Raw genomic sequence first — 21,616 nt, 5'->3', positions numbered from 1 at the left:
CCGGCGGCGGCCCGGGGCCGCGTCGCCGCAAAGAATGGCGGAAAGTCTAGGCGCAGCGGGCGCGCGGCCCGAAGGGTTTCCCGCCCCGGCAAGCCGAGACAGGGGGCAACTGTGGCTTTCGGGTTAGGGCGCGCGCCCTACAGATCAAACGTCGCAAACACCGGGACGTGGTCCGAGGGTTTCTCCCACCCGCGGGCGGCGCGCAGGATGCGCGAGCCGTGGGCGGCACCCGAAATGTCGGGGGTGGCCCAGACGTGATCCAACCGGCGCCCCTTGTCGGCCGCGTCCCAATCGGGCGAGCGGTAGGACCACCAGGAATAGAGGTTGCCCGAGGGGATATCGGCGCGGGTCACATCGACCCAGGCGCCCGCCTCCTGGGCGGCGCCCAGGGCCTCGACCTCGACCGGGGTGTGGCTGACGATCTTCAGCAGCTTCTTGTGATCCCAGACGTCATCCTCGCGCGGGGCGATGTTCAGATCGCCCACCAGGATGGCCTTTTCGGGGCGCTCGGCGTGGAAGAAATCGCGCATCTCGGCCAGGTAGTCGAGCTTCTGGCCGAACTTCTCGTTGATCTCGCGATCCGGCTTGTCGCCACCCGCGGGGACGTAGAAATTGTGGATGGTCACGCCGTTTTCCAGCGTCGCCGCCACATGGCGGGCATGGCCCAGGGCGGCGAAATCACGGTCGCCCGCATCCTGAAGCGGCAGCTTCGACAGGATGGCCACGCCGTTATAGCCCTTCTGGCCGCGCGCCACGATATGGCCGTAGCCCAGCTCGCGGAACCGCTCCATCGGGATCTTGTCGACCGGGGATTTGCATTCCTGAAGGCACAGCACGTCGGGCCCCTCGGCCTCCAGGAGCTGGCAGACCAGCGGCTCGCGCAGGCGGACAGAGTTGATGTTCCAGGTGGCCAGGGTAAATGACATCTTCTTTCACTTGCCTCATTCCGGGGGGGACGCGTAGCCTTTCGCTAGCATCTGAAGCTGGCCAATGAAAGCGATCCGACCATGAAGGGCGCCCTTTTTGTTCTTACGATGTTCCTGTGCCTGCCGGGTGGGGCCCGGGCGGCGGATTGGGTCGCCTTCAACGATTACGACGGCGCAGGGGTCAGCAGCTGCCCCCTGCCCGCCGGCGGCGAGGACCCGTTCTTCTGCCTGTTCCTGACCTGCGCCGCCCCCGGCGCGCCGATGGAATGGATCGTGCGGTATCAGGGCACGGCCCTTGGCGAGGGCGCGTTGCCCATGACCCTGTCCGTCGATCACGGGCCCGGCCAGCGGATCGGGTTGCACAAACGCGACGAGGGGACGGGGGTGCAGGTCTACGCCGCACCTTTTGACCGCAAGGCCGAGGGGCTGTTGCTGGCCCGGCTGGCCAAGGGGCTGCGCGCCCGGCTGACACTGGGCGAAGGGGCGGGGGCGGTGACCCATGCGCTTGGCCTGCGCGGCTCGAACGCGGCGATTTCCCAGCTGGGCACGCTCTGCCCCGACCCGCTGGCCCAGGCGGCACCCGCCCCGGGTGCCGCGCCGGTGCCCTACCGGGCGCAGCCACCGGGCGAACCGGCGCCCTATAACCTGGGCGCGGCCGAGGTGCAGGCGCGGCTGATCGACCGCCCGCTGCGCTGGCGCAACGGTGGCGGCGAAAGCCGGATGCTGTTTCGCGGCGACGGCACGCTGGTCGGCTCGACAGCGCTGAACGGCAGCGAAACGGCCCTGTCGGGCAGCTGGCAGCTTGGCGCCGACGGGCAGCTGTGCTGGACCACCCATGCGGCGGGCTGTTTCCGGTTCCGCCAGACCCCGACGGGGCTGCGGGTGCTGCGCAGCGACGGCGGGCGCGCCCTGGATCTGGGGGCGGTGATCCTCGACCCGATGTAGACCCCGGCAGGGCGCATCAGGGCGGGAAAAACTGCGCCATTAACGCGGCGGCAAGGGGAATCCCTTATCGGCTGAACCGGTAAGGAGGGCCGCTGCCGTGCAGGTCTTGCAGATCGTTGTGATAGTCCTGGGCCTCGCCCTTGGCGGGCCCGTGGCGGCGCTTCTGTCGCTTCCGGCGGTGGATCACGGGCTGGTGCTGGTGATCTCGCCCCCCTGGGCCGACCGCGACGGGCAGATTGCCCGGGCGGGCGGGCGCGGGCTGGGCCCGCGCGACCGCCTGATGGGCAGCCTGGCCCAGGCCGACAGCCCCGGTTTCGGCCCCCGGCTGCGCGCCGCAGGCCCCTTTCTTGTCCTCGACGGACGCCGCCTTGCGTCCCTGTGCGGAGTAGCCGGATGACCCCGATGAAGACCGAGTTTCAGGACGCCCGCCACCGGGCCGCCACCCGGATCACCCTGCTCAGCTTTGCGCTGCTGCCGCTGACGCCGATCGCGGCGCTTTGGGCCGGGAACGGCTGGCTGCCGGTGACGCTGTTTGCCCTGGCGATGGCGGGGCTGGCGGCCCTGGGCCTGCGCGACAGCGCGGGCTGGACCGGGCGGGCGATGATCGGTCTGGGGCTGGTCGGCCAGGCCATGGCCTGTTCTGCCGCGCTGACCGGCCACCCCTGGCAAATGGACAGCCACATGCTCTATTTCGCGCTGCTGGCGGTCACCCTGTCGATGGCCGATGCCCGCGTCGTTCTGGTGGCGGCCCTGGCCATCGCGGTGCAGCACCTGGGGCTGAGCCTGGCCATGCCCGCGCTGATCTACCCCGAGGCCGACCTGATGCAGGCCCTGGGCCGCACCGCCCTGCACGGCGCGGTGGTGGCGCTGGAGGCGGCGGTGCTGATCCTGTCGATCCGCGAACGCCGCCTGCTGGATTCCCACGTGGCCGAGGCGACCGAGGCCAGCGCCCGGGCCCACAGGCGCGAACAGCAGATGCAGCAAGACGCGGTGCGGATGCAAGAACAGGTGGTGCACCAGCTGGGCGATGCCCTGACCCGGCTGGCGCGGCGCGACCTGTCGGTCTCGATCAGTACGGAATTCGACCCGTCCCACGACACGCTGCGCCAGAACTTCAACAATGCCATCAGTGAGTTGCGCGCCACGGTCCAGCAGGTGATCCGCAACGCCCGCTCGGTCTCGGAAGACGCCGATTCCATCGCCAATGCCTCGAATTCTCTGGCCCACCGGACCGAACGCCAGGCCCATTCGCTGCAAGAAACCGCCAATGCCATCCAGGAGATCAACCAGAACGTCCGCGCCACCGCCGAGGCGGCGCGCAGCGCCTCGGACGTTGCGGATGAGGCCCAGGCGCGCTCTGCCGCCTCGGACGAGGTGGTGCGCCGCACGGTCAATGCCATGGCGGCCATCGAATCCTCTTCGTCAGAGATCCACAAGATCATCCAGGTGATCGAGGATATCGCCTTTCAGACCAACCTTCTGGCCCTGAACGCCGGGGTCGAGGCCGCCCGCGCGGGCGAGGCCGGGCGCGGGTTCTCGGTCGTGGCCACCGAGGTGCGGGCCCTGGCGGCGCGGTCCTCGACCTCGGCGCGCGAAATCTCGGAACTGATCCAGAAATCCTCGGAACAGGTGCAATCGGGCGTCGCCCTGGTGAACGAGACCGGCGGCGCGCTGAAAAGCATCTCCGAGGCAGTCTCGGGCGTGGCCGAACTGGTGGCCCAGATCGCCTCCTCGGCGAATGAGCAATCGGGCTCCATCGCGCTGATCGACCAGACGATGAAGGAACTCGACCAGGTCACCCAGCAGAACGCCGCCATGTTCGAGGAAACCAACGCCGCCTCCTCGGCCCTGAACCGCGAGGCGGAAGAGCTGTCGACCCTGATGCTGCGCTTCCAGACCGGCGAGGAACAGTCATTGGAGGACGGCAGCATGGGCATCTTCGCCCCGCTGGACAGCGGCCCGGTGGCGGCGCCGAAGGCCGCCCCGCGCCCGGCGGCAAAACAGGCGGTCAATGCCCCATCCCCCGCGCCCGGCGACGACTGGGCCGAATTCTGACCTTGCACGCCCGCCCTCGCGCCTCCGTGAACCAGGCAGACGGCGCCGCGCCGCACGTACCGGGGGCACCAGATCCCGCCGCGCCGGGGCGACATCGGCCCGCACAAGGCTAAGGAAAAGACTGAAGGGCCAGACTCCTGCCAAGCGCAGGCCAGGGCACCGGACAGAAAAAAGCCCGGGCAAAGCCCGGGCCAGTCCAACAGGGAGGTACATATCAAACCCGGATATGTGCGGGTCGGTTCCCGGGAACCTTCCCCTTCCTACGCGGCACCGCCACAAGGAGAAAGTCCGGAATTCCTTACACCCCTGGCGCGATCACGCGACCAGCCGGTATCCGCCGCTTTCGGTGACCAGAAGACGGGCATTCGAGGGATCGGGCTCAATTTTCTGGCGCAAGCGATAGATATGCGTCTCCAGCGTGTGGGTGGTGACCCCGGCGTTATAGCCCCAGACCTCGTGCAGCAGCACATCGCGCGGCACCACGCTCTCGGTCGAGCGATAGAGGAATTTCAGGATATTGGTTTCCTTCTCGGTCAGCCGGATCTTCTTGTCGTCCTCGGTCACAAGCAGCTTCATCGACGGGCGGAAGCTGTAGGGCCCTAATTGGAACACCGCATCCTCGCTTTGCTCGTGCTGGCGCAGCTGCGCCCGGATGCGGGCCAGCAGGACGGGGAACTTGAAGGGCTTGGTGACGTAATCATTGGCGCCCGAGTCGAGGCCCAGGATCGTGTCGGCATCGCTGTCATGGCCGGTCAGCATCAGCACCGGGCTTTTGACCCCCTGCTTGCGCATCAACCGGCACAGCTCGCGCCCGTCGGTATCGGGCAGGCCCACGTCCAGGATGATCAGCTCGAAAAGGCCTTCCTTGACCTTCTGCATCCCCTCGGCGCCCGATCCGGCCTCGAAGACGTCGAAATCCTCGGTCATCACCAGCTGCTCGCTCAGCGCTTCGCGCAGATCGTCATCGTCATCGACCAGCAGGATCTTCTTCAGTTGTGCCATTGCGCGCGCCTCCGCTGCGTTTCATTCGTCTTGTCAGGCAGATGGAAGGCTCACGGCAGAGTGACAAGATTTGCTGCAAATTTCTCACGCATCCGTGTCCCCCCTGCGGGGATTGTTTCAAACCTCGGCAAGTCGGTCTATGACAGGCGCCACATCCAAGGAACCGCGGCATGAGTCTTACCCCCGACATCACCGAACGCCTGGCCCGCGCCCGGACCGACCTGCGCCTGGGGGTGCCGGTGGTACTGGCGGGTGCGGGCGGCGGCGCCCTGGTGCTGGCGGCGGAAACCCTGACGCCCGCCCGCCTGGCACAGATGCGCGCCCTGCCCGGCCAGGCCGAGCTGGCCCTGACCGCGCGCCGGGCCGAGACGCTGAAGGCGCGCCCCTATGACGGCGACCTGGCCCGCCTGCCCCTGCCCGAGGGCGCGGAAACCGGCTGGGTCCGGGCACTGGCCGATCCGGCCGACGATCTGCGCCACCCGATGAAGGGCCCGCTGATGGCCCGGCGCGCGGGCGACGCCACCCTGCACCGCATCGCGCTGAAGCTGGCGAAATCCGCCCGCCTGCTGCCCGCCGCCCTGCTCTCGCCGCTGGAGGCGCCCGAAGATCTGGCCCGCCAGCACAACCTGACCCTGCTCGGGGCCGAAGAGGCGGCGCAGCATCTCGACCGGTTCAGCCCGATGCGCCCCGTGGTCTCGGCCCGGCTGCCGATCGAGGTCTCCGAGGCCGGGCGGCTGCACATCTTCCGCCCCGAGGATGGTGGCGAGGAACATTACGCGGTGGAAATCGGCCGCCCGCCCCGCGACGAACCGGTGCTGGCGCGGCTGCATTCGGCCTGTTTCACCGGCGACGTGCTGGGCTCTCTGAAATGCGACTGCGGCCCGCAGCTGCACGCGGCGCTGGCCCAGATGGGCCGCCAGGGCGCGGGCGTGCTGCTCTACCTCAACCAGGAGGGGCGCGGCATCGGCCTGGCCAACAAGATGCGCGCCTATTCCCTTCAGGATCAGGGCTTCGACACGGTCGAGGCCAACCACCGCCTCGGCTTCGAGGATGACGAGCGCGACTTCCGCCTGGGCGCCGAACTGCTGCAACGGCTGGGCTTCTCCTCGGTGCGGCTGCTGACGAACAACCCGCGCAAGATCGCCATGATGCAGAAAAACGGGGTCGAGGTGACGGAACGGGTGGCGCTGAAAGTGGGCGAAAACGCCCATAACCGCGCCTACCTGGCCACCAAGGCGTCGAAATCCGGGCACCTGCTGTGACCGCCCCTGTCGCCCGGCTGACCCCCCAGGGCCTGCGGATCGGCCCACGCCTCTACCCCTGCGCCATCGGCCGTGGCGGGCTCAGCCAGGCGAAACGCGAAGGCGACGGCGCCACCCCCGTAGCCACCCTGCGCGTGGGCGAGCTGTGGTATCGCGCCGACCGCCTGGCCCGCCCCGCCCCCTGGGCGCGGCCCATCGGACCGGGCGATCTGTGGTGCGACGCCCCCAACCATCCGGCCTACAACCACCACGTCTGCGCCCCCTTCGCGCCCAGCCACGAAAGGCTGCGTCGTGCCGATCCGCTTTACGACCTGATCTTCGTGCTCGACTGGAACTGGCCCCGCGCCACGCCGGGGCGCGGCTCGGCCATCTTCCTGCACCAGTGGCGCCGCCCGCGCTACCCGACCGAGGGCTGCCTGGCCCTGCGCCGCGACCACCTGCACGCCCTGGCCCGCGCCCTGCCCCCCGGCGCCGCAATCGCCATACCGCCCCTCTCGGGCCTCTGACGCCCCACCGGACCAAAGCGCACCCCACCCTTGGCGGACTTTTCAGCCAGGGCGCGCTCAAGGCTTTGCCGAGCCCCGCCCCTCTCTTCTCATTGCCCAAAATATCCCGGGGGGAATTGAGCCGAAGGCGAAAGGGGGGCAGAGCCCCCGCCCCCTCCCTATCGCCCCGCACCACCCTTGCCAGACAGGGCGTTTTCCGCCAAACCCGACAGGACGAAACAAGGGGGCAGGAATGAGCCGTATCGACGCGAAATTCGCCGATCTGAAGGCGCAGGGGAAGAAGGGCTTTGTCGCCTACATCATGGCCGGGGATCCGGACGAGGCGCGTTCGCTCGCGGTGATGAAGGGGATGCCCGCCGCCGGTGTCGACGTGATCGAACTGGGCCTGCCCTTCACCGACCCGATGGCCGACGGCCCGACCATCCAGCTGGCCGGCCAACGCGCGCTGGAGGCGGGGATGACCCTGGACCGCACCCTGGCCATGGCCCGCGCCTTCCGCGAAGAGGACGACACGACCCCGATCGTCCTGATGGGCTATTACAACCCGATCTATTCGCGCGGCGTCGACACCTTCCTGAGCCAGGCCAAGGAGGCCGGGATCGACGGGCTGATCGTCGTCGACCTGCCTCCCGAAGAGGATGACGAGCTGTGCCTGCCCGCCCAGGCGCAGGGTCTGAACTTCATCCGCCTGGCCACGCCGACCACCGATGACAAGCGCCTGCCCAAGGTGCTGACCAATACCTCGGGCTTCGTCTACTACGTCTCGATCACCGGCATCACCGGCGCCGCCGAGGCCTCGGCCGATACGGTGGCGCCCGATGTGGCGCGGATCAAGGCGGGCACCGACCTGCCGGTCGTGGTGGGCTTCGGCGTCAAGACCCCCGAGACCGCAAAGAACATCGCCGGTGTCGCCGATGGCTGCGTCGTGGGCTCGGCCATCGTAACCGAGGTCGCCTCGGGCAAGCCGGTGGAAGAGGTCCTGGCCTTCATCAAGACCCTGGCCGACGGCGCCCATAGCGCCTGAGCGCCGCGCCGGGGCCACTGGCCCCGCGCCAGGCGGGCCGCCTGAGACAGACAGGCCCAAGACAGACCAAAGGCCGCCCCCGGGCGGCCTTTTGCGTTCTCTCCACCCTGTCCCGCGCCCCACCCCGTGTGGCGGGCGCACGGGCCTTAGCCGCAGGTGCAATACTGCTGATAGGACGGGCCTTCGGGGTTCAGATGGCGGCACAGCAACCCGTTGTCGACCACCTTGTTGCAGGCATCCAGCCCGCCCAGGACCAGCGGCCCCTGGGGGATCGTGCCCGGCACACGCGACGGCACACCCGGCGTGCCTGGATCGGGATTGCCCATGCCGCGGCGATACAGCTCCTGCATCTCGCTCAGCTGATCGAAGGTCAGAGCCGAGACCGACCGCGACAGTTCCTCATAGCGCAACAGCTCGGCGGGCGAGAGATCCAGCAGCGGGTCGCCGCCGCCCAGCTCCGCCACATTGCCCGACAGCGAGGTCAGCGGATTGCTCTCCAGCCGGTAGTCGTCGATGACAGACCGCGCCTCGATGGTCAGCTGCCCGGTGAACCCCACCCCCAGCGGACCGGCCGAGGTTTCCCGTTGGGCCCGCAGCACGGCGGTGCGCTGGTAGGGATCGACATCGTTGGAATGGATGGAATAGCCGGTGATCTCAGGCGGCAGGATGCTGCGCCCGGACAGGACGCCGACCGCGCCCATGGCCATGTTGCCGTAATCGTGCTGCGTGATGGCCGAGGTATCGACGCGCACGTCGAAGCCCTGGGGCACCAGCACATCAAGCCCGATCTGGGCCCGTGCCCCCCCGGCCAGGGTGCCGAAAACGGCCAGAGAAAGAATCAGAAGAAACGTCGAAAATCTATAAATCATCCCAGGCTTCCACAGCAGACACACAGACCACCGATGCCCGCCCCGGAGGCTGCCCCACCCCGAACGGGGGAACAGCCGGGCAGCCGGGCGACATCGGTCCTGGGCGAAGTCTAGCACGCCCGGATCGCCGGGTCAGCGCTGCAATGGCCCCGGGGGCACCCCCTAATTAGGTGAAAATAGATGGAAAACCGGCGGTTTTGCGCCCAAATGGCCGCCCCGGCGCCCGCCTCAGCCCTCGACCCGGGCCCGCGCCCAGCGTTGCGCCAGAAGCGAGCTGAGCAGCAGTTGCGACAGGTGGAACAGCATGGTCGGCAGCACGATGGCCCCCACCGTGGCCGCCGGGAACAGGGCCGAGGCAATGGGCAGGCCGCTGGCCAGGCTTTTGGTCGAGCCGCAGAACAGCAGCACGATCCGGTCCTCGCCGGGCAACCCGCAGCGCCGCCCCATCCCCGCCATCAGCCCGAAGGCCAGCGCCAGGAACAGCCAGACCACCGCCAGCAGGACCACAAGGCTGGCCGCCGGGATCTGCGTCCACAGCCCCGCCACAGTGCCCGCGCTAAAGGCGGAATAGACGATCAGCAGGATCGCGCCCCGGTCCACCAGCATTGTCAGCATCTTGTGCCGCGCCACGAAGCCGCCGATCCAGCGGCGCAGCAGCTGGCCCACCACGAAGGGCAGCACGATCTGCTGGCCAATCCGCACCACGGCGTCCAGCGACACGCCGCCGCCCTCCTGATGCAGCACCAGCGCCGCCAGAAGCGGCGTCAGCACCACCCCCACCATGTTGGACACAGAGGCGGCACAGATCGCCGCGGGCACATTGCCCCCGGCGATAGAGGTGAAGGCGATCGAGCTTTGCACCGTCGAGGGCAGGATGGCCAGGAACAGCAGGCCGGTCGACATCTCTTCGCCCAGCACCCCGCCGAACAGCGCCACCAGCAGCAGCCCCAGGGCGGGAAACAGCAGGTAGGTGGCGGCGAAGGTCAGCCCCTGAAGGCGCCAGTTCAGAAAGCCCGCCTTCACCGCGCCCGGATCCAGTTTCGCCCCGTAGAGGAAGAACAGCAGCGTCACCGCCCAATAGCTGGCATGGCGCAGCCCCTCGGCGGCGATGCCCCGTGCGGGCAGCAGGGCCCCGGCCAGCACCATGACGAAAAGCAGGATCATATAGCCGTCGACGCCGAAGCGTTTCAGATAGTGCACGTGCCGTCTCCCTGTGGTTCCGGCCTCGACTGCGGCATCGCGGCGGCGCTGTCAATCGCCACGCGCCCCCTCTGCGCCCCTGCGCGCCCCTGCTGCCTTGTCGCCCGCCCCGCAGATTGGTAAGAAAACCTGACCACCCACCCGGGAGCCTGCCCATGCCTGTCATCACCTGCATCGACGACCTGAAACGCCTGCACAAGCGGCGCACGCCCAAGATGTTCTACGACTACTGCGAAAGCGGCTCCTGGACCGAGCAGACCTTCCGCGAGAACACCACCGACTTTCAGCAGATCCGCCTGAAACAGCGGGTCGCGGTCGATATGTCGAACCGCAGCCTGGAGACCCGGATGATCGGCCAGAAGGTGGCCATGCCCGTGGCCCTGGCGCCCGTGGGCCTGACCGGGATGCAGCACGCCGATGGCGAGATCCTGGCGGCCCAGGCGGCCGAGAAGTTCGGCGTGCCCTTCACCCTGTCGACCATGTCGATCTGTTCCATCGAGGACGTGGCCGAGAACACCTCGACCCCCTTCTGGTTCCAGCTTTACACGATGAACGACCAGGACTACGTGCGCCGGCTGATCGAGCGCGCCAAGGCGGCGAACTGTTCGGCGCTGGTGATCACCCTGGATCTGCAAATCCTGGGCCAGCGGCACAAGGACCTGAAGAACGGCCTGTCCGCCCCGCCGAAACTGACACCCAAGACCCTGGCCGATCTGGCCACCCGCTGGTCCTGGGGCCTGAAGATGCTGCAAACCCAGCGGCGCAGCTTCGGCAATATCGTCGGCCATGTGGACGGGATCACCGATCCCTCGTCGCTGATGTCCTGGACCTCGGAACAGTTCGATCCGCGGCTGGACTGGAAGAAGATCGAGCAGATCAAGGAGATGTGGGGCGGCAAGGTGATCCTGAAGGGGATCCTCGACCCCGAGGATGCCAAGATGGCCGCCAAGGTGGGCTGCGACGCCATCCTGGTGTCGAACCACGGCGGCCGCCAGCAGGACGGCGCGCTGTCCTCGATCCGGGCGCTGGATCCGATCCTTCAGGCCGTGGGCGGCGAGGTCGAGGTGCATCTGGACAGCGGCATCCGCTCTGGCCAGGACGTGCTGAAGGCCGTGGCCATGGGCGCCACCGGCACCTTCATCGGCCGCGCCTTCGTGCATGGCCTGGGCGCCATGGGCCGCGAAGGGGTGACCAAGGCGCTGGAGGTGCTGGCCAAGGAGATGGACATCTCGATGGCCCTTTGCGGCAAGCGGCGGATCACCGACATGACCCGCGACGACCTGCTGATCCCCGAGGGCTTCTCGGGGCGCTGGACGGCCTGAGACCGCGCGCGGGGCGCAAGAAAAGGGGGGGCTCTGCCCCCCTTGAGCCTTCGGCTCAACTCCCCCCGGGATATTTTCGGCAATGAGAATCAGGGGGCCGAGGCGTTGACCCGGCGCTGGCGCGACGGGGGCCCAGGCGTGTTCAGCCCTGTTGCGCGGCGCGGATCACCTCGCAGGCGCGGGCGACGGCCTCTTCGATGCTCATCTCCGAGGTATCCAGCAGCACCGCATCGGCGGCGGGTTTCAGCGGCGCGGTGGCCCGCGCGCTGTCGCGGGCGTCGCGTTCGCGCAGATCGGCTAGCACCTCTTCCAGGGTGGTCACCGCCCCCTTGCCGACCAGCTCGCGCCAGCGTCGCTCGGCGCGGACGGAATCGCTGGCGGTCACGAAGAGCTTCACCTGGGCCTCGGGGCAGATCACCGTGCCGATGTCGCGCCCGTCCAGGACGGCGCCGCCCTGACGCTGGGCGAAGGCGCGCTGGAAATCCACCAGGGCGGCGCGCACCTCGGGGATGGCGGCCACCTCTGACGCGGCGCGGGCCACGTCGGGGCTGCGCAGGTCGTCGCGGTCGAGGTCGGTGGCCCGCAGGGCGCGGGCGGCCTCTAGCGGCGCCATGCCGTCCAGGCGGCGGGCGCCGGTGGCACGGTAGAGCAGCCCGGTATCCAGATGGGCCAGGCCGAAGATCCGCGCGACCTCTTTCGAAATCGTGCCCTTGCCGGCGGCGGCCGGCCCGTCAATGGCGATGGTGAAGCTCATGACCCTCTCCCGCATGGTGGAGCATCGTTCTAGCGGGGATGCGGGTATGAGGCCAGAGGGGGCGTCAGCGGTCGGCGGAAGGGCGTGCATGACGCAGGGCGCGCGCCCCGGCGCGGATCAGCAGCGCGGTCATCACCAGGGCCGAGACGGTCACGGACAGGGTCTTGGTGACGGTGGCGGCCTGCAAGGCCTGGAGCAGCGCACGGCTGGGCCATTCAGCGCTAAGCGCAAGGCGCACCATGAGGTTTTCGGCATAGTCGGCCAGCAGTCCCGTGGCCACGGGGATCAGCGCCAGGTGCAGCCAGCGGCCCGCCAGCTGCGCCCGGAACCCTGCCGCAAAGGCCCCGGCCAGCAGCGCCGGATAGATCAGGTCCATCAGGTGTTGCGGCCCGAGGTAGAGCGCGCGCTGATCGTCGGACAGCAGCGCCACGTAGCCCAGGGCATCGCGCACCGAATAGCCGAAGGGCCGCATGTCGAAGGGCGGCATGGTCGCCCCGTAAAGATGCGGGATGGTCCAGATGTGCATGGCGGCGAAGAGCGCCGCCGAGGCCGCAAGCAGGATCCAGAAGAGCCGCATCAGGCGGCTTCGAGCGTGGCGCCCAGCCCGGTCATCAGATCCATGAAGATGGGGAAAGAGGTGGCGATCGGCCCCGCGTCATCCACCGTCACAGGTGCCTGGGTCGACAGGCCCAGGCAGAGGAAGGACATGGCGATGCGGTGATCGAGGAAGGTTTCGCAGGTGAAGCCGCCGGGCACGTTGCCCGCGCCCATCCCGTCGACCTCCCACCAGTCCTCGCCGTCGCGCACCGTCACGCCATTGCCGCGCAGCCCCCGTGCCATGGCGTCGATCCGGTCGCTTTCCTTCACCCGCAGTTCCTTCACCCCGGTCATCCGGGTGGTGCCCGTGGCATTGGCGGCCACGACCGACAGCACCGGGTATTCGTCGATCATCGAGGCGGCGCGGGCAGGGGGCACGTCGATGCCCTGCATCGCCGGCGAGTAGCGGGCGCGCAGATCGGCCACCGGCTCGCCCCCCTCTTCGCGCAGGTTCTCGAAGGTCAGGTCGGCGCCCATCTCTTGCAGCGTGGTGAAAAGGCCTGCGCGGGTCGGGTTCAGCCCGATATTGGGCACCAGCACGTCCGAGCCCGGGGTGATCAGCGCGGCGCAGACCGGGAAGGCGGCCGAGGAGGGATCGCGCGGGACGACGATGGTCTGCGGCTTCAGCTCTGGCTGGCCGGTCAGGGTGATCACCCGGCCCTCGTCGGTCTCTTCGGTGGTGATCTGGGCGCCGAAACCGGCCAGCATCCGCTCGGTATGGTCGCGGGTGGCCTCTTTCTCGATCACCACGGTTTCGCCAGGGGTGTTCAGGCCGGCCAGCAGCACGGCGGATTTCACCTGGGCCGAGGGAACGGGGGTGGTATAGCGCACCGGCACCGGGTTTTCCGCGCCCACGAGCGTCAGCGGCAGGCGCCCGCCCGCGCGGCCCACAGCCCGCGTGCCAAAGAGGGCCAGCGGATCGGTGACCCGCGCCATGGGGCGCGAATTCAGCGAGGCATCGCCCGTGAAGGTGACCGAGATCGGGCAGGTGGCCACCGCCCCCATGATCAGCCGCACCCCGGTCCCCGAGTTGCCGCAGTCGATCACATGGTCGGGCTCGGCAAAGCCGCCGGTGCCCACCCCATGCACCCGCCAGTTGCCATCCCCGAGGTTTTCGACCGTGGCGCCGAAGCTTTGCATCGCCTTGGCGGTATCCAGCACGTCCTGGCCTTCCAGCAGGCCCGAGATATTGGTCTCTCCCACGGCCATGGCGCCGAAGATCAGCGCGCGGTGGCTGATGGATTTGTCGCCGGGCACATGGGCCTCGCCTTGCAGCGGGCCCGAGGCGCGGGCGGTCATCGGTTTGGGGGCACCGTGAGCGGACATGGGATCTCCTCGCATCTTGCGCCGGTCTGATAGCAGGGGGCGGGAAGCGGGTCACGCCAATTCAGAGGGTGCGGGGCGCACGGGGTCAGAAGGGCACGGGCGCCCCGTGCTGGTCGAAGAAACCGCCCGAGTCCTCCGGGGTCAGGCCCGCCAGCACGGCGATCAACCGTTCTGCGGCCTCTTCCGGGGCGACCGAGGGGTGGCGGCCCAGGTACTTGCGGGTCAGATCCGTGGCCACCGTGCCCGGATGCAGGGCCACGCAAGCCGCCCCGGGGTGCGTGCGCCCCAGCTCGACCGCGGCGCAGCGGATCACCTGGTTCAGCGCCGCCTTGGCCGCGCGGTAGCTGGTCCAGCCGCCCAGGCGGTTGTCGCCGATGGATCCCACCCGGGCCGACAGCGCGGCGAAGCGCGCGGGCCGGTCGCGGGGCAGAAGACGCGGGACGTGTTTCAGCACCAGGGCCGGGCCGATGCAGTTCAGCGCGAATTGCGCCGCCATCGCCGGGGCCGTGATCTGCGACAGGGCCTTTTCCGGGCCATGGGTACCGATCTGCAAGCCGCCGGTGGCGCAGAGGACCAGGTCGAAACCGGGATCGAGCGCGCCCAGGTGCGCGGCCACCGAGGCCTCGTCGGTCACCTTCAGCCCGTCCGCGCGGCGCGACAGGCGGGTGACCCGGGCGCCCGACCGCTCCAACGCGGTGGCCAGGGCCGCGCCGATCCCGCCCGAGGCGCCGATGATCAGGGCATTTTCCATGGCAGGGATACGCGCCCCGCCGCACGGCAGATCACTCGGCCCTTGCGATGCGTGGGGCGGACGGATACGTGATGTTATATAGTAACATGATTCGGGAGCCCCCCATGCCGCGTGACCATTCCACCCCTTCCTCCGATCCGCGCCTGCCGGTCACCGTGCTGTCGGGCTTTCTTGGCGCGGGCAAGACGACCCTGCTGAACGACGTGCTGAGCAATCGCGACGGGCGCCGCGTCGCCGTCATCGTCAACGACATGTCCGAGGTGAACATCGACGCCGACCTGGTGCGCGGCGGCGAGGCGGCGCTGAGCCATACCGAGGAAAAGCTGGTCGAGATGACCAACGGCTGCATCTGCTGCACCCTGCGCGACGATCTGCTGGCCGAGGTGCGCCGCCTGGCCGCCGAGGGCCGCTTTGACTACCTGCTGATCGAATCGACCGGCATTGCCGAGCCCCTGCCGGTCGCCGCCACCTTCGAGTTCCGCGACGAGGCCGGGGACAGCCTGTCGGACGTGGCGCGGCTGGATACCATGGTGACCGTGGTCGATACGGTGAACCTGCTGAACGACTATTCCAGCCATGATTTCATCCGCGACCGGGGCGAAAGCCTGGGCGAGGCGGACGACCGCACCCTGGTCGACCTGCTGGTCGATCAGATCGAGTTTGCCGATGTGGTGGTGCTGAACAAGGTCAGCGACGCGGGCCCCGACCGGCTGGCGGCGGCGCGGGCCATCGTCACCGCCCTGAACCCCGACGCGCAGATCCTGGAAACGGATTTCGGCCGGGTCGACCAGGGGCGGATCTTCGACACCGGGCTGTTTGATTTCGAGACGGCCCATGATCACCCCCTTTGGGCGAAAGAGCTTTACGGTTTCACCGACCATGTGCCCGAGACCGAGGAATACGGGGTCAGCAGCTTTGTCTACCGCGCCCGGCGGCCCTTCCACCCGGAACGCCTGCACGCTGTGCTGAACGGGCCGCTGCCGGGGGTGATCCGCGCCAAGGGGCATTTCTGGATCGCCACGCGGCCCGACTGGTTGGCCGAGTTCTCGCTGGCCGGCGCCCTTAGCCGCGTGGCGCCGCTTGGTCAGTGGTGGGCCACGGTGCCCGAGGCGCGGCGCCCCGATCACCCCCAGGCCCGCGCCTATCTGGCACAGCACTGGGCCGAGCCCTGGGGCGACCGCCGGCAGGAACTGGTCTTTATCGGTGCGGGCCTGGACCGGGCGGCGATCACCGCCGCGCTGGATAGCGCCCTGATGCCCGACGAGGGCTTCACGCCCGAAGACTGGGCGGGCCTGCCCGACCCCTTCCCCGGCTGGCGCCGGGCGGCGTGATGGGCGGGGGCGTAATACGCGCCGCGCGCGGCGCCAACCTGCGCTCGGCCCTGCCAAGACGGCGGCGCGGCGGCGATCCGATGGCCGAGTTCGACCGGCTGCCTGCGCCCCTGCGCGGCTGGCTGGCAGGCGCCGCCCTGCCCTGGTCCGCCCGCTCGGCCCGGCGCCTGTACCAGCGGGCGCTGCGCGAGGTCGGCGGCGACGAAACTGCGGCCCTGGCCCGGCTCAGCGCCGCCGAACACCGCCAGCTGCACCGAGACGCCCCGCGGATCTGGGGCGGGACGGGCGCCGGAATCCCGCCCAGAGCGGCCCCGGAGTCGCTTTTTCCTTGATTTACAGGCCCGGCTTGGCTAGTTCCGCCCGCGTCGACAGGCGTAAACGCCGCGCAACGAAGGATCGAGCAGGGGTCGGAACTTAACCGGCCCTCTTTGTTTTGCGGTGACCCAAATGACCAACCCCAAGACCGGCGGAGACAACCGCTCGGCCAGCATAGCGATATACGTTAGGACACCAGAGACCACATGGCTCAGAACACATCGATGGAGGAATTCGAAGCCCTCCTGAACGAAAGCTTCGAAATGGACACCCCGAACGAGGGTTCGGTTGTCAAAGGCAAGGTCATCGCGATCGAAGCGGGCCAAGCCATCATCGACGTCGGCTACAAGATGGAAGGCCGCGTTGATCTGAAAGAATTCGCGAACCCCGGTGAAGCGCCCGAGATCTCTGTCGGTGACGAGGTCGAAGTCTACCTGCGCGCCGCCGAGAACGCCCGTGGCGAAGCCGTCATCTCGCGCGAGATGGCCCGCCGCGAAGAAGCCTGGGACCGCCTGGAAAAAGCCTATGCCGACGACCAGCGCGTCGAAGGGGCGATCTTCGGTCGCGTCAAGGGCGGCTTCACCGTCGACCTGGGCGGTGCCGTGGCCTTCCTGCCCGGCTCCCAAGTCGATGTGCGCCCCGTGCGCGATGCCGGCCCGCTGATGGGTCTGAAGCAGCCGTTCCAGATCCTGAAGATGGACCGTCGCCGTGGCAACATCGTGGTGTCGCGTCGTGCGATCCTCGAAGAGTCCCGTGCCGAGCAGCGTGCCGAGGTCATCTCGAACCTGCAAGAAGGTCAGGCCGTGGAAGGCGTGGTCAAGAACATCACCGAGTACGGCGCCTTCGTCGACCTGGGCGGTGTGGACGGCCTGCTGCACGTCACCGACATGGCATGGCGCCGCGTCAACCACCCCTCCGAGATCCTGTCGATCGGCGAGACCGTCAAGGTCCAGGTCATCAAGATCAACAAGGAAACCCACCGTATCAGCCTGGGCATGAAGCAGCTTCAGGAAGATCCGTGGGATCTGGTTGCCGCCAAGTACCCGCTGTCTTCGGTGCACACCGGCCGCGTCACGAACATCACCGACTACGGTGCATTCGTCGAGCTGGAGCCCGGTGTCGAAGGTCTGGTTCACGTCTCGGAAATGTCCTGGACCAAGAAGAACGTGCACCCCGGCAAGATCGTCTCCACCTCGCAAGAGGTCGACGTCATGGTTCTGGAAATCGACCAGGCCAAGCGCCGCGTTTCGCTGGGTCTCAAGCAGACCATGCGCAACCCGTGGGAAGTCTTCTCTGAGACCCACCCCGAGGGCACCGTTGTCGAAGGCGAAGTCAAGAACATCACCGAATTCGGTCTGTTCGTCGGCCTGCCGGGCGACATCGACGGCATGGTTCACCTGTCCGACCTGTCGTGGGACGAGCGTGGCGAAGACGCCATCCAGAACTACCGCAAGGGCGACATGGTTCAGGCCGTGGTCTCCGAAGTCGACATCGACAAAGAGCGTATCTCGCTGTCGATCAAGAACGTCGGCGGCGACAAGTTCGCCGAAGCGGTTGGTGGCGTGAAGCGTGGCTCGGTCATCACCGTGGCCGTCACCGCCATCGAAGACGGCGGCATCGAAGTGGAATACGAAGGCATGAAGTCCTTCATCCGCCGCTCCGACCTGTCGCGTGACCGTGCCGAACAGCGCCCCGAGCGCTTCTCGGTCGGTGACCACGTCGACGTGCGCGTGACCAACGTGGACAGCAAGACCCGCCGTCTGGGCCTGTCCATCAAGGCCCGCGAGATCGCCGAAGAGAAAGAGGCCGTGGAACAGTACGGTTCCTCCGACTCCGGTGCATCGCTGGGCGACATCCTGGGTGCCGCGCTGAAGGGCGACGAGTAATCCCGGACCGCCCGTTTCGGGCGCGCCAAGATCACAGGAAAGGCCCCGTGCGCTGCGCGGGGCCTTTTCGCATTCCGGGGCGCGGGATCGCGGGGGTGGGGCGCAGAATCGCCTCCGGTCAATATCGGTTGCGAATCAATCCCTTGGCTGCGGTGCAGCATCGGTTGCCGCACCGCTTTGCCGGTGAAAGCGGCGCCATCGACGCGGGGAAACCCGCCCAAGGGCCGGATTTCTGCGGAAATTGCCCCGTGCTGACACGTGGTTGTTGTTCCCGTATCGCAGGAAAGCTCTTATATTCCCGGAACATGGTGTGAAAAAAAGACCATTGCTCGGGGAGATGTAATCAAATGATCCGCTCGGAATTGATCCAGAAAATCGCAGACGAGAATCCGCATCTCTATCAACGGGATGTAGAGCGGATCGTGAACACGATCTTCGAGGAGATCACCGAGGCCATGGCGCGCGGCAACCGCGTGGAACTGCGCGGCTTCGGCGCCTTCTCGGTCAAGAAGCGCGAGGCGCGCACCGGACGGAACCCGCGCACCGGGGATGCCGTCGAGGTCGAGGAAAAGCATGTGCCCTTCTTCAAGACCGGCAAGCTGCTGCGCGATCGCCTGAATGGGAATGCCGACGCATGAAATACATCCGCTACGCCATCTGGGCGGTGATCGCCATCGCGCTGGTCGCCGTCGCCCTGGGCAACCGCCAGCCGGTGGAACTGACCCTGCTGCCCGAGGGGCTGGCCGATATCTTTGCCTTCAATACCGGGATCACCCTGCCGCTTTATGCGGTGATCTTCGGCGGCATCGTCGTGGGCCTGCTGATCGGGTTCCTCTGGGAATGGATGCGCGAGCACAAGCACCGCGCCGAGGCGCGCCGCCAGTCGCGCGAGGCGCACAAGCTGAAGCGCGAGGTGAAGCGTCTGAAGGGCGAGAAACACGGCCAGGACGAGGTTCTGGCGCTTCTGGAATAACCCCCACGCTGGCGCCGAGACGCGCCGGGGTGTAGGACCGGACCGCCGGCGCCGCGCGCGCCCGGCGGTCTTTTCTTTTCGCCCGTCCGCCTGCGAGGTGCCCCATGCCCGTTCTTGTCCAGCCCAACCGCGCCCCCGCTGTCCGCGTGAAGATCTGCGGGCTGACCCGCCCCGCGGATGTCGAGGCCGCGGCCCAGGCAGGCGCGGTTTATGGCGGCTTCGTCTTCTTCCCGAAAAGCCCCCGCCACGTCGAGATCGACACCGCCCGCGCCCTGGCCCTTGCCGCGCCCCTGGGCCTGGCCAAGGTGGCGCTGATGGTGAACCCCGACGATGCGCTGGTGCAGGCGGTCAATGACGCGGTGCCCCTGGACATGATCCAGCTGCACGGCAAGGAAAGCCCCGAGCGGGTGGCCCAGGTGCGCGCCCTGACCGGCCTGCCGGTGATGAAGGCCGTGGGCGTGGCCGAGGTGGCCGACCTGGCGGCCCTGGCCGATTACGAAGAGGTGGCCGATCAGGTGCTGGTCGATGCCAAGGCGCCCAAGGGCGCCGATCTGCCCGGCGGCAACGGCCTCAGCTTCGACTGGCGGCTGATCGCCGGGCGCAGCTGGAAGGCGCCCTGGATGCTGGCCGGCGGGTTGACCCCCGACAATGTGGCCGAGGCGATCCGCCTGACCGGTGCGCGCCAGGTTGATGTCAGCTCTGGCGTGGAAAGCGCGCCGGGGGTGAAGGACGCCGGCAAGATCGCCGCCTTCACCGCCGCCGCCCTGGCCGCCGTCTGACGGCGCGCGCGCCGGGCGCTCAGACCACCGCGTCTTCCTGGAAACGGCGGATCCAGTCCTGGCCTTCGGCATCGGCGCCTTCGGCCTCGGCGTCGGCCTCGGGCGCCACGCGATCGGCGGCGGCGGGGTCCAGGCCCAGGTCTGACAGCAGCCCGGCCAGAACGGCCCTGGGATCGGCGACAAGGTCGTCATAGTCGAGAATCAGGGGCTCGATGCGCTCGGCCTCGAACCAGCCTTCCCAGGCCGCATCCATCTCGGCGAACTGCTCCATCTTTCCGGCGATCTCGGTCCGGTCATAGACCGGGATCGCCCCCTCTGCGGCGCCGTCGGTCTCGTTGCCATCGGCATCCTCGTACCAATAGCCGGTTTGCAGGGTGCGCAGCATCGACACCGCACGCCCCAGCAGGTCGGGGCGCCGCAGATAGATCACCCGGTGGCGGCCCAGCTCGGCGGCCATACGGGCGGCATCGTCGGGCAGGTCCGGTTGCAGGGCGTGCATGGCCTTGCGGAAGGTCGCCAGGCTGCTGGGTTGCAGGCGCAGGGCAAAGATGCCGTCGCGGGTGCCCTTGGCCCGGGCCAGCGCATAGCCCTCGCGCGCCACATCGCCCAGGGAGACCTCGCCGGGGATCTCGGCCTCCATGCTGTGCAGGCGCGCCCGCATCCCCGCGCCGCGCACATAGGCGCCGGGCCAGCCCGCCACGCCGGTTTCGCGCAGCATGTTGGTCAGCAGGGTCGCGCCGCTGCGCGGAGAGGAACACAGAATGTAGCTGTCGATCATCGAACCAACCTCGTCGCTGAAACATCACAAATCGTATGTTTCGCAACCTGAGGGGGGCTTGTGGCCGTTTTGTGGCAAACTGACCCGCAAGACAGCAGGCGCGCAGGCCAGGGCGAGGGAGGCGCCGGGCCGCCGGTGCGCCCCGGCGGATCCTCAGCTGACCGGGCGGGCGCCTTCGGTGCGGAACCGCTGGATCCACGCCGCGCTTTCGTCATCGCGCAGCTGGCGGGTCGAGGGCAGGATGCCGCGCGCCGCCGCCGGGTCCAGCCCGAGGAAGGACAGCACCCGCACCAGCGTGCCGTTCGGATCGGCGGCCAGCGCGTCATAGTCCAGCCGCAGCGGCGAAATGCCCTGGCTGGCGAACCAGTCATCCCAGGCGCGATCCATCGCCGCGAAGGCCGCGACCTGGGCGGCGATGGCGCGGGCGTCGTAAACGGGCCGGGCCGGGGGCGCCAGACGTTCGATCTCGGTCCCGTCGGCGCCCATGTGCCACAGCCCGCTTTGCTGGGCGCGCAGCAGCGACACGGCGCGGGCCACCAGATCGTCGCGGTGCAGATAGATCACCCGGGTGCGCCCCAGTTCCGCCTGAAGACGGGCGCCGTCATTGGGTTCCCCGGGGTGCAGCAGCCCCAGGGCCTGGCGGAAGGTGCCGAGGCTGTGGCCCTGAAGGCGCAGGGCAAAGATCCCGTCCCGGGTGCCCAGGTCGCGCGCGGCGGCACAGCAGCGCTGCGCCAGCTCCAGCGCGCCGATCTCGGCGGGGGCGGCCAGGTCCAGCGCCTCGGTCCAGGCGGTCAGGCTGGCGCCGTGCAGGTGCGATCCCGGCCAGCCTGCCACCCCGCTGTCGCGCAGCATCCGGGTCAAAAGGGTCGAGCCGCTGCGCGGCGAGGTACATATGATGTAGCTGTCAATCATCTTCATGTTGGTCGGGCTAGAGAGAGACTGCGACGATTTCATGACGGGCGGACGCTTCCGTAGCGAGCGCCAGGGGTGCGCGCGTGCCGTGCCCACCTGGGTT

At 68.4% G+C, this 21,616-nt stretch carries 23 protein-coding genes; 13 read left to right on the top strand and 10 right to left on the bottom strand.

Annotated features, from left to right (window positions below):
• Nucleotides 1-137: 137 nt before the first annotated feature.
• Nucleotides 138-926 (bottom strand): exodeoxyribonuclease III, encoded by a 789-nt coding sequence (locus ACRARE_RS17460; RefSeq protein ID WP_432657748.1) that lies wholly within the window; start codon nt 924-926, stop codon nt 138-140.
• An 81-nt stretch (nt 927-1,007) separates the two neighbouring features.
• On the opposite strand from ACRARE_RS17460, the gene ACRARE_RS17455 reads away from it, so the two are divergent.
• The 3 genes from ACRARE_RS17455 (at nt 1,008) to ACRARE_RS17445 (ending at nt 3,926) form a co-directional block, all read left to right on the top strand.
• Entirely contained in the window at nt 1,008-1,871 is an 864-nt protein-coding gene (locus ACRARE_RS17455) for a hypothetical protein (protein ID WP_432657747.1), read from the top strand.
• Between the two features lie 97 nt (nt 1,872-1,968).
• The gene (locus ACRARE_RS17450; protein ID WP_432657746.1) at nt 1,969-2,268 is read left to right on the top strand and encodes a hypothetical protein; all 300 of its coding nucleotides are present in this window, start codon (nt 1,969-1,971) and stop codon (nt 2,266-2,268) included.
• Nucleotides 2,265-3,926, top strand: coding sequence for a methyl-accepting chemotaxis protein (locus ACRARE_RS17445; RefSeq protein ID WP_432657745.1), 1,662 nt, complete (start codon nt 2,265-2,267; stop codon nt 3,924-3,926). Before ACRARE_RS17450 ends, ACRARE_RS17445 begins: the two co-directional genes overlap by 4 nt.
• 315 nt (nt 3,927-4,241) lie before the next feature.
• On the opposite strand, the gene ACRARE_RS17440 is transcribed toward ACRARE_RS17445, so the two are convergent.
• Complete coding sequence (locus tag ACRARE_RS17440) at nt 4,242-4,928, bottom strand: response regulator transcription factor (RefSeq protein WP_432657744.1); 687 nt, start codon at nt 4,926-4,928, stop codon at nt 4,242-4,244.
• Between the two features lie 170 nt (nt 4,929-5,098).
• On the opposite strand from ACRARE_RS17440, the gene ribA reads away from it, so the two are divergent.
• From ribA to trpA, 3 genes are all read left to right on the top strand, one after another.
• On the top strand, nt 5,099-6,190 hold the full coding sequence (ribA, locus tag ACRARE_RS17435; protein ID WP_432657743.1) for a GTP cyclohydrolase II: 1,092 nt from the start codon (nt 5,099-5,101) through the stop codon (nt 6,188-6,190).
• Nucleotides 6,187-6,696: a L,D-transpeptidase family protein gene (locus tag ACRARE_RS17430; RefSeq protein ID WP_432657742.1), complete on the top strand. Its 510-nt coding sequence runs from the start codon at nt 6,187-6,189 to the stop codon at nt 6,694-6,696. Before ribA ends, ACRARE_RS17430 begins: the two co-directional genes overlap by 4 nt.
• Before the next feature lie 232 nt (nt 6,697-6,928).
• Nucleotides 6,929-7,720 (top strand): tryptophan synthase subunit alpha, encoded by a 792-nt coding sequence (trpA, locus tag ACRARE_RS17425; protein ID WP_432657741.1) that lies wholly within the window; start codon nt 6,929-6,931, stop codon nt 7,718-7,720.
• Nucleotides 7,721-7,866: 146 nt separating this feature from the next.
• Here trpA and ACRARE_RS17420 read toward each other — a convergent pair whose 3' ends face one another.
• On the bottom strand, nt 7,867-8,589 hold the full coding sequence (locus ACRARE_RS17420) for a hypothetical protein (protein ID WP_432657740.1): 723 nt from the start codon (nt 8,587-8,589) through the stop codon (nt 7,867-7,869).
• 228 nt (nt 8,590-8,817) lie between these two features.
• Nucleotides 8,818-9,789, bottom strand: a complete 972-nt coding sequence (locus ACRARE_RS17415) for a bile acid:sodium symporter family protein (protein ID WP_432657739.1) — start codon at nt 9,787-9,789, stop codon at nt 8,818-8,820.
• Nucleotides 9,790-9,944: 155 nt separating this feature from the next.
• On the opposite strand from ACRARE_RS17415, the gene ACRARE_RS17410 reads away from it, so the two are divergent.
• On the top strand, nt 9,945-11,111 hold the full coding sequence (locus ACRARE_RS17410) for an alpha-hydroxy acid oxidase (protein WP_432657738.1): 1,167 nt from the start codon (nt 9,945-9,947) through the stop codon (nt 11,109-11,111).
• Between the two features lie 142 nt (nt 11,112-11,253).
• Here ACRARE_RS17410 and ACRARE_RS17405 read toward each other — a convergent pair whose 3' ends face one another.
• The 4 genes from ACRARE_RS17405 to ACRARE_RS17390 all read right to left on the bottom strand — a co-directional run bounded on the left by ACRARE_RS17405 (nt 11,254) and on the right by ACRARE_RS17390 (nt 14,539).
• Complete coding sequence (locus tag ACRARE_RS17405) at nt 11,254-11,865, bottom strand: (d)CMP kinase (RefSeq protein WP_432657737.1); 612 nt, start codon at nt 11,863-11,865, stop codon at nt 11,254-11,256.
• A 64-nt stretch (nt 11,866-11,929) separates the two neighbouring features.
• The gene (locus tag ACRARE_RS17400) at nt 11,930-12,442 is read right to left on the bottom strand and encodes a hypothetical protein (RefSeq protein WP_432657736.1); all 513 of its coding nucleotides are present in this window, start codon (nt 12,440-12,442) and stop codon (nt 11,930-11,932) included.
• The gene (gene aroA, locus ACRARE_RS17395) at nt 12,442-13,788 is read right to left on the bottom strand and encodes a 3-phosphoshikimate 1-carboxyvinyltransferase (RefSeq protein ID WP_432657735.1); all 1,347 of its coding nucleotides are present in this window, start codon (nt 13,786-13,788) and stop codon (nt 12,442-12,444) included. The genes ACRARE_RS17400 and aroA overlap by 1 nt, the downstream gene beginning before the upstream one ends.
• An 85-nt stretch (nt 13,789-13,873) precedes the next feature.
• Nucleotides 13,874-14,539 carry an SDR family NAD(P)-dependent oxidoreductase gene (locus tag ACRARE_RS17390; protein WP_432657734.1) on the bottom strand — a complete coding sequence of 222 codons (666 nt, stop codon included), beginning with the start codon at nt 14,537-14,539 and terminating at the stop codon, nt 13,874-13,876.
• Nucleotides 14,540-14,643: 104 nt separating this feature from the next.
• On the opposite strand from ACRARE_RS17390, the gene ACRARE_RS17385 reads away from it, so the two are divergent.
• The 6 genes from ACRARE_RS17385 (at nt 14,644) to ACRARE_RS17360 (ending at nt 19,823) form a co-directional block, all read left to right on the top strand.
• Complete coding sequence (locus ACRARE_RS17385) at nt 14,644-15,870, top strand: GTP-binding protein (RefSeq protein WP_432657733.1); 1,227 nt, start codon at nt 14,644-14,646, stop codon at nt 15,868-15,870.
• Nucleotides 15,870-16,202, top strand: a complete 333-nt coding sequence (locus ACRARE_RS17380) for a DUF6525 family protein (protein WP_432657732.1) — start codon at nt 15,870-15,872, stop codon at nt 16,200-16,202. The genes ACRARE_RS17385 and ACRARE_RS17380 overlap by 1 nt, the downstream gene beginning before the upstream one ends.
• Nucleotides 16,203-16,391: 189 nt before the next feature.
• A complete protein-coding gene (rpsA, locus tag ACRARE_RS17375) occupies nt 16,392-18,071 on the top strand; it encodes a 30S ribosomal protein S1 (RefSeq protein WP_432657731.1) in 1,680 nt (559 codons plus the stop codon).
• Between the two features lie 347 nt (nt 18,072-18,418).
• On the top strand, nt 18,419-18,709 hold the full coding sequence (ihfB, locus tag ACRARE_RS17370; RefSeq protein WP_432657730.1) for an integration host factor subunit beta: 291 nt from the start codon (nt 18,419-18,421) through the stop codon (nt 18,707-18,709).
• Nucleotides 18,706-19,044 carry a lipopolysaccharide assembly protein LapA domain-containing protein gene (locus tag ACRARE_RS17365; RefSeq protein ID WP_432657729.1) on the top strand — a complete coding sequence of 113 codons (339 nt, stop codon included), beginning with the start codon at nt 18,706-18,708 and terminating at the stop codon, nt 19,042-19,044. Before ihfB ends, ACRARE_RS17365 begins: the two co-directional genes overlap by 4 nt.
• A 104-nt stretch (nt 19,045-19,148) precedes the next feature.
• The gene (locus tag ACRARE_RS17360; RefSeq protein ID WP_432657728.1) at nt 19,149-19,823 is read left to right on the top strand and encodes a phosphoribosylanthranilate isomerase; all 675 of its coding nucleotides are present in this window, start codon (nt 19,149-19,151) and stop codon (nt 19,821-19,823) included.
• Nucleotides 19,824-19,842: 19 nt separating this feature from the next.
• Here ACRARE_RS17360 and ACRARE_RS17355 read toward each other — a convergent pair whose 3' ends face one another.
• Both ACRARE_RS17355 and ACRARE_RS17350 read right to left on the bottom strand, forming a co-directional pair.
• The gene (locus ACRARE_RS17355; protein WP_432657727.1) at nt 19,843-20,601 is read right to left on the bottom strand and encodes a Stf0 family sulfotransferase; all 759 of its coding nucleotides are present in this window, start codon (nt 20,599-20,601) and stop codon (nt 19,843-19,845) included.
• A 153-nt stretch (nt 20,602-20,754) separates the two neighbouring features.
• Nucleotides 20,755-21,519, bottom strand: coding sequence for a Stf0 family sulfotransferase (locus ACRARE_RS17350; protein ID WP_432657726.1), 765 nt, complete (start codon nt 21,517-21,519; stop codon nt 20,755-20,757).
• Nucleotides 21,520-21,616 lie beyond the last annotated feature (97 nt).

Origin of the sequence: Pseudooceanicola aquaeponti (assembly GCF_050897975.1) — a bacterium.
Taxonomy (GTDB): domain Bacteria; phylum Pseudomonadota; class Alphaproteobacteria; order Rhodobacterales; family Rhodobacteraceae; genus Pseudooceanicola.
This window is presented reverse-complemented; position numbering and strand designations above follow the sequence as displayed.

Excerpts from the sequence above, each read along its gene's own strand:
- ribA (WP_432657743.1), top strand. The coding sequence starts at position 5,099 with ATGAGTCTTACCCCCGACATCACCGAACGCCTGGCCCGCGCCCGGACC.
- ACRARE_RS17405 (WP_432657737.1), bottom strand. The coding sequence starts at position 11,865 with ATGAGCTTCACCATCGCCATTGACGGGCCGGCCGCCGCCGGCAAGGGC.
- ACRARE_RS17460 (WP_432657748.1), bottom strand. The coding sequence starts at position 926 with ATGTCATTTACCCTGGCCACCTGGAACATCAACTCTGTCCGCCTGCGC.
- rpsA (WP_432657731.1), top strand. The coding sequence starts at position 16,392 with ATGGCTCAGAACACATCGATGGAGGAATTCGAAGCCCTCCTGAACGAA.
- ACRARE_RS17420 (WP_432657740.1), bottom strand. The coding sequence starts at position 8,589 with ATGATTTATAGATTTTCGACGTTTCTTCTGATTCTTTCTCTGGCCGTT.
- trpA (WP_432657741.1), top strand. The coding sequence starts at position 6,929 with ATGAGCCGTATCGACGCGAAATTCGCCGATCTGAAGGCGCAGGGGAAG.
- ACRARE_RS17445 (WP_432657745.1), top strand. The coding sequence starts at position 2,265 with ATGACCCCGATGAAGACCGAGTTTCAGGACGCCCGCCACCGGGCCGCC.
- ACRARE_RS17410 (WP_432657738.1), top strand. The coding sequence starts at position 9,945 with ATGCCTGTCATCACCTGCATCGACGACCTGAAACGCCTGCACAAGCGG.
- ACRARE_RS17440 (WP_432657744.1), bottom strand. The coding sequence starts at position 4,928 with ATGGCACAACTGAAGAAGATCCTGCTGGTCGATGACGATGACGATCTG.
- aroA (WP_432657735.1), bottom strand. The coding sequence starts at position 13,788 with ATGTCCGCTCACGGTGCCCCCAAACCGATGACCGCCCGCGCCTCGGGC.
- ACRARE_RS17400 (WP_432657736.1), bottom strand. The coding sequence starts at position 12,442 with ATGCGGCTCTTCTGGATCCTGCTTGCGGCCTCGGCGGCGCTCTTCGCC.
- ACRARE_RS17350 (WP_432657726.1), bottom strand. The coding sequence starts at position 21,519 with ATGAAGATGATTGACAGCTACATCATATGTACCTCGCCGCGCAGCGGC.
- ACRARE_RS17365 (WP_432657729.1), top strand. The coding sequence starts at position 18,706 with ATGAAATACATCCGCTACGCCATCTGGGCGGTGATCGCCATCGCGCTG.
- ACRARE_RS17385 (WP_432657733.1), top strand. The coding sequence starts at position 14,644 with ATGCCGCGTGACCATTCCACCCCTTCCTCCGATCCGCGCCTGCCGGTC.
- ACRARE_RS17380 (WP_432657732.1), top strand. The coding sequence starts at position 15,870 with ATGGGCGGGGGCGTAATACGCGCCGCGCGCGGCGCCAACCTGCGCTCG.
- ACRARE_RS17355 (WP_432657727.1), bottom strand. The coding sequence starts at position 20,601 with ATGATCGACAGCTACATTCTGTGTTCCTCTCCGCGCAGCGGCGCGACC.
- ACRARE_RS17390 (WP_432657734.1), bottom strand. The coding sequence starts at position 14,539 with ATGGAAAATGCCCTGATCATCGGCGCCTCGGGCGGGATCGGCGCGGCC.
- ACRARE_RS17360 (WP_432657728.1), top strand. The coding sequence starts at position 19,149 with ATGCCCGTTCTTGTCCAGCCCAACCGCGCCCCCGCTGTCCGCGTGAAG.
- ACRARE_RS17455 (WP_432657747.1), top strand. The coding sequence starts at position 1,008 with ATGAAGGGCGCCCTTTTTGTTCTTACGATGTTCCTGTGCCTGCCGGGT.
- ihfB (WP_432657730.1), top strand. The coding sequence starts at position 18,419 with ATGATCCGCTCGGAATTGATCCAGAAAATCGCAGACGAGAATCCGCAT.